Annotated in this window: 6 protein-coding genes; all 6 read left to right on the plus strand. The window is 59.9% G+C overall.

Features of this window, described 5'->3' with window-relative positions; genetic code table 11:
* Positions 1 to 353: 353 nt before the first annotated feature.
* The 6 genes from cas5c to cas2 are packed head-to-tail and all read left to right on the plus strand — an operon-like array spanning position 354 to position 5,695.
* The gene (gene cas5c, locus ACN0X0_RS23100; protein ID WP_417266959.1) at positions 354 to 1,022 is read left to right on the plus strand and encodes a type I-C CRISPR-associated protein Cas5c; all 669 of its coding nucleotides are present in this window, start codon (positions 354 to 356) and stop codon (positions 1,020 to 1,022) included.
* Positions 1,019 to 2,857: a type I-C CRISPR-associated protein Cas8c/Csd1 gene (gene cas8c / locus ACN0X0_RS23105; protein WP_417266960.1), complete on the plus strand. Its 1,839-nt coding sequence runs from the start codon at positions 1,019 to 1,021 to the stop codon at positions 2,855 to 2,857. Before cas5c ends, cas8c begins: the two co-directional genes overlap by 4 nt.
* Positions 2,854 to 3,756 (plus strand): type I-C CRISPR-associated protein Cas7/Csd2, encoded by a 903-nt coding sequence (cas7c, locus tag ACN0X0_RS23110; protein WP_417266961.1) that lies wholly within the window; start codon positions 2,854 to 2,856, stop codon positions 3,754 to 3,756. Before cas8c ends, cas7c begins: the two co-directional genes overlap by 4 nt.
* Positions 3,743 to 4,375, plus strand: coding sequence for a CRISPR-associated protein Cas4 (cas4, locus tag ACN0X0_RS23115; protein ID WP_417266962.1), 633 nt, complete (start codon positions 3,743 to 3,745; stop codon positions 4,373 to 4,375). The genes cas7c and cas4 overlap by 14 nt, the downstream gene beginning before the upstream one ends.
* Positions 4,372 to 5,400 (plus strand): type I-C CRISPR-associated endonuclease Cas1c, encoded by a 1,029-nt coding sequence (gene cas1c / locus ACN0X0_RS23120; protein ID WP_417266963.1) that lies wholly within the window; start codon positions 4,372 to 4,374, stop codon positions 5,398 to 5,400. Before cas4 ends, cas1c begins: the two co-directional genes overlap by 4 nt.
* Positions 5,401 to 5,404: 4 nt before the next feature.
* Entirely contained in the window at positions 5,405 to 5,695 is a 291-nt protein-coding gene (gene cas2 / locus ACN0X0_RS23125) for a CRISPR-associated endonuclease Cas2 (protein ID WP_417266964.1), read from the plus strand.
* The last annotated feature ends 31 nt before the right edge of the window (positions 5,696 to 5,726 follow it).

The following is a 5,726-nucleotide window of genomic DNA, read 5'->3' on the forward strand; positions in this document are numbered from 1 at the left end:
ATCTCGGCCTTTACGATGACCGGGCCGGGATGCGGATGGAGCGGTTTGATGAGGCCGGCGGGATATGTTGACATGAGAATAAAATAATACACCTCATTCCATGAACTTTAATATGAGAGGCTGGCTATGAAGTGGGATCCACGAGAAATACGCGAATGGCTGCGGTTGGTGCCCATTCTCATTGATGCCTTGCTCCGGATCTCTCGGTGGTTCTAGTCCCAGTGATGGTGTGGATTGAAACATGGAAGCAGATGTATTGCGCCATCTGGCGGTGCCAGTGTTAACCATTGACACCGGCGCCGCCTTTACTCAATCATCGTCCCATTCATTGTATCAGGTATTTTAATCTCAGCATGTCTTACGGTATCAAACTTCACGTCTGGGGCGATTACGCCTGTTTCACGCGGCCTGAGATGAAGGTGGAGCGGGTGTCCTACGATGTGATGACGCCCTCTGCCGCTCGCGGTATTCTTGAGGCGATCCATTGGAAACCCGCGGTGGTCTGGGTGATCGACCGGATTCATGTGCTCAAGCCGATCCGGTTTGAAAACATCCGCCGCAACGAGGTCGGGGCCAAGGTGTCGGACCGCAATGCCCGCACGGCACAACGCTCCGGCGACCTTTCAAGCCTTGGCATGGATGTGACGGCGGAACGTCAGCAACGTGCCATGCTCGCCCTGCGGGATGTGTCCTACGGGATTGAAGCGCATTTCGAGATGACGCCCAGGGCCGGGCCGGGTGACAATCCGGGCAAACATCGCGACATGTTCCTGCGCCGCGCCACAAAGGGTCAATGTTTTCATCGTCCCTGTCTGGGCGTGCGCGAATTCGTCGCAAATTTCGAGGCGGTGGAGGAGTTTCCCGAAACAACCCTGTCGCCCGAAGCCCGCACCCGCGATCTGGGCTGGATGCTCTATGACATCAATTATGACAGCAATCGCAGTTCGGCGTTTTTCCATGCCACGATGGAAAACGGGATCATTGATGTCGCCCATGCGGTGCGCAAGGGGTTGGTCACATGACGATTTTGGCCGAACTTGCTGCGCTCTACGATCGGATGCCCGATCTGCCGCGTCCCGGCTATTCGCGCGAGGCGATCGGGGGTGAGGTGGTTCTGGCTTCGGATGGATCGGTGGTGGAGATGAATGTGCTCGCCGCACCGGATGAGAAGGGCAAGTTGCGGCCATTGCCGATGTCGGTTCCTGCCGCCGTCAAGCGCACAGCGGGGGTCAAGCCCAATCTGTTTTGGGACAAATCGGCCTATGTGCTTGGGGTTGTGGTCGCGATGGATGCGGATGGCAAAGCGCTGTCAGATGATCTGGGTCATCCCGTGCCGGGGCAGGGGAAACGCACGGCACAGGAACACGCGGCATTCATTGACGCGCATATTGCGCTGTTGTCAGGAGCCGATGCCCCGGCTCTAGTTGCGTTGCGCCGGTTCCTTGAGCAGTGGAGCTGGGAAGAGTTTGCCGCGCAGTCTCATGACGCGGGGCTGTTGGACGCCAATCTGGTGTTTCGGATCAAGGGCGAGAGCCGTTTTATCCACCAATTGCCTGAGGCTGAAGCCCTTTTGGGCAGCTCTGCGGGTGATGGGCCGATCTGCCTTGTGACCGGGGAGCCAGCGCCCGTGGCGCGTTTGCATCCGTCGATCAAGGGTGTGATGGGCGCGCAGAGTTCCGGGGCCTCGTTGGTCTCATTCAACGACCTTGCCTATGAATCCCATGGTAAGAAACAGGGGGAGAACGCGCCGGTGTCCGAGGCCGCAGCCTTTGCCTATGGCACGGCTTTGAACGCGCTTTTGGCGCGCGGATCGGGGCAAAATCTGCGGGTCGGGGATGCCACGGTGGTGTTCTGGGTTGAGGCCGCGACGCCGAAAGCCACACTCGCTGCGACAACGCTGTTCAGTGGGGCGCTGGCTCCTGACCCGGAGGACGCGAACACGGCGCGCAACAAGCTGGCCGGGGAACTGAGCGCGATTGCGCGGGGCCATTGGCAGGACGCATCGGATTATGATCCCGAGACAAAAGTTTTCGTGCTGGGCCTTGCCCCCAACGCTGCCCGCCTGTCCGTGCGTTTCTGGCATCCGGGGCGGCTTCAAGATTTTGCGGCGCGCATCGCGGCGTTTTGGGACGAGCTGCAAATCACGCCTTCTCCTTGGATCGGGCACGACGGTGTTGAACGTCCGCCCGCCGCATGGCGACTGCTTTATGATGTCGCGGCGCTGGGCGAGGCCAAGAATATTCCTCCGCTGTTGGGCGGCGCACTGATGCGGTCGGTGCTGACCGGGGCCGATTATCCGCGCAGCTTGCTGTCAGGTGTGATTGGCCGGTTGCGGGTCGAAGGGACCCCGCCCGACCGCTTTTCCGACGGGCGGCGTGCCGCAATCATCCGCGCGGTTCTGACGCGTAATACCAAACAGGAGGTGCCCATGGCGCTGGACGAAACATCCGAAGATCCCGCCTATGTGTTGGGCCGCCTGTTTGGCGCCTTCACCTATGCCGAACGCAGCTATGCCGACCGAGGCGCCACGATCCGGGACAAATATATGGGCGGGGCTTCGGCCACGCCCGCGCGGATATTTCCGTTGTTGATGAAGGGCTACGAGCATAATCGCAACGCGCTGAAAAAGGCGGGCGGGCAAAAATCGGGGGCGGGATACAACGCGGAGAAAGCGATTGAAGCCATCATGGCGCTCATGCCCGGCGGCGGCGATTTGCCCGCCTCCTTGCCTCTTGAAGATCAGGGCCGCTTTTTTGTCGGTTTTTATCATCAGCTCGCGGCGTTTTATGCCAAAGCCGAAGATGCGGCCGAAGATATACTGATCGAAACCGAAGAGACCGAAGGAGCAGACACATGACTGCCGTCACCAACCGTTATGATTTCGTCCTGTTCTTCGATGTGGAGAATGGCAATCCAAATGGCGATCCCGACGCGGGCAACCTGCCGCGGATGGACCCTGAGACGTCACAGGGGCTGGTCACCGATGTGTCGCTCAAGCGCAAACTGCGCAATTATGTTGCCGCGGCCAAGGGCGATACGCCGGGCCACGCGATTTACATGCAGGATGGGGCGGTGTTGAACCGTCAACATGCGCTGGCCTATGAGGCGGCGGGGCTGAAATCCGAATCCAAGAAAAAGCCGAAGAAGGTTGAGGATGCGGAGAATATCACCGCCTGGATGTGTGCCAATTTCTGGGATATTCGGACTTTTGGCGCGGTGATGACGACCGAGGTCAATGCCGGTCAGGTGCGCGGCCCGGTACAACTGACTTTCGCGCGCTCCGTCGAACCGATTATGCCGCTGGAAGTGTCGATCACCCGTTCGTCCGTGACCAACGAAAAAGATGTGGAAAAAGAGCGCACGATGGGCCGCAAGCATCTTGTGCCCTATGGTCTGTATTGCGCGCATGGGTTCATCAACGCCAATCTCGCCGGGCGCACCGGGTTTTCCGAAGACGACCTTGCACTGCTCTGGGCGGGGTTTCGCGATATGTTCGAACATGACCGCTCTGCCGCGCGCGGCATGATGGCCGCCCGCCGTCTGATCGCGTTCCGGCACGACAGCGCGCTTGGCAATGCGCAGGCGCATAAGCTGTTTGATCGGGTCACAGTGCAACGTGCGCATAAGGGTGAAACCCTGCCCGTCGGTGATGATCGTACCCACAACTGGCCGGTGGCGCGCGCCTTTACCGATTACAAAATCATGCTGGACGACACCGACCTGCCCGAGGGGATCACCATCGTTGAGCCTTTCTGACCCCGATGACTCGCTGCCCCTGTCGGCCCTGCAACATTGGTTGTTCTGTCCCCGGCAATGCGCTCTGATCCATATCGAACGGGTCTGGGCCGAAAACAGGTTCACCGCAGAGGGGCGCGTTCTGCATGAGCGCGCTGACGCAGGCGTCCCGGAAAGCCGCGAGGGCATTCGCATTTTGCGTGCGGTTCAGATTGCATCGGTCCGGCACAGGTTACATGGCGTGGCCGATGTGGTCGAAATGCGCAGAGGTGTGCCTTATCCGGTTGAATACAAGCGCGGTCGCCCAAAGGCGCATCGGGCCGACGAGGTGCAATTGTGCGCGCAAGGTATCTGCCTAGAGGAGATGACCGAGCAGGCCGTACCAGAGGGCGCTTTGTTTTATGGCACCGCACGGCGCCGCAAAATCATCGCTTTTGACGACCCGTTGCGGGCCTTGACGTTGAGCGTTGCGCAAGACGCCCGTGCAGCCATCACCACGGGGGCACTGCCCGCGCCCATGTTCGAGGCCCGGCGATGCAACAGTTGTTCGATGCAGGATCTCTGCCGTCCTGTTGCCCGCCGCGACCTTGGACTGACATGGATGGCAGACCGGATCGAACAGGCGGGTGTGCCCGAATGAAAAAGCTTCTCAATACGCTCTATGTCACCAGCGAAGGGGCCTATCTGCGCAAAGATGGCGAGACGGTCGCCGTGGAGATTGACGGTGCCACCCGCGCCCGCGCGCCCGCGCATCTGCTGGGCCAGATCGTGTGTTTCGGTCAGGTGGCTGTGTCGCCTGCCTTGATGGGGTTCGCAGCCGAAGCGGGAATCACGATCTCTTTTCTGAGCTATTCTGGCAAGTTGCTGGCCCGGGTTGAAGGACCGCAGACCGGCAATGTCTTGTTGCGCCGGGCCCAACATGAGGCCACCAAAGAACCGGCGGCCTTGACAGTTGCCCGTGCCATTGTGGCCGCCAAAATTGCCAATCAACGCGCCGTGTTGCGTCGACACCTGCGCGATTATCCCGATGCACCGGGGGCCACGCTTGTCGATGCCAGCCAGCGACGCCTGTCCGATGCCGCCCGCCATGCTCTTAGCGCGCCTGATCTCGACACCCTGCGCGGACAAGAAGGTGAGGCAGGTCATGCCTATTGGATGGCTTTTCCGACGATGATCCGCAATCCCGATCCGGCTTTTGCCTTTGCCGGGCGCAACCGCCGTCCGCCTCGTGATGCCGTCAACGCCGTCTTGTCATTCCTCTACGTTCTGACCTCGCTTGATGCACGTGCCGCCTGTGAAAGCCACGGTCTTGACCCCCAGATGGGGTTTCTGCACCGGGATCGGCCCGGTCGGATGTCTCTCGCCCTCGACCTGATGGAGGAGATGCGGGCCCCCTTGGCGGACCGTGTGTGCCTGAGTTTGATCAACCGTCGTCAGCTTTCACCCTCTGATTTTCGGTCCGAACCGACCGGCGCAGTCTTGTTGAATGACGCCGGGCGCGAAACCGTTTTGAAGGCTTATCAGGATCGTAAACGCACCGAGTTGCGCCATGCTTGGCTGGATGATCGCATCGCGCTTGGCCTCGTCCCACAGGTTCAGGCGCAGTTGCTCGCGCGGCATCTGCGTGGCGATATCGACATTTACCCGGCTTGGATTTGGAGCTGAAATCATGATGGTTCTCGTCACCTATGATGTGCGTACAGACAGCAAGGAGGGTCGAAGACGGTTGCGCCGCGTGGCCCGAGCGTGTGAAGATTGGGGTCAACGAGTGCAATTTTCAGTGTTTGAATGCGATCTTGATCCGGCGCAATGGACCGCCCTGCGTGCCCGGCTTATTGATGAGATCGACCCGGAAACGGATTCGCTCCGATTTTACATGCTCGGTGCAGAATGGCGCAGACGCGTTGAACATATCGGTGCAAAGCCCGCAACGGACATGGATGGCCTGTTGATCGTCTGATCTGCGAACCCTAAGCGCCCGGTCCCCGCCT

It is taken from the genome of Celeribacter sp. (assembly GCF_048270365.1).
Classification (GTDB): Bacteria; Pseudomonadota; Alphaproteobacteria; order Rhodobacterales; family Rhodobacteraceae; genus Celeribacter.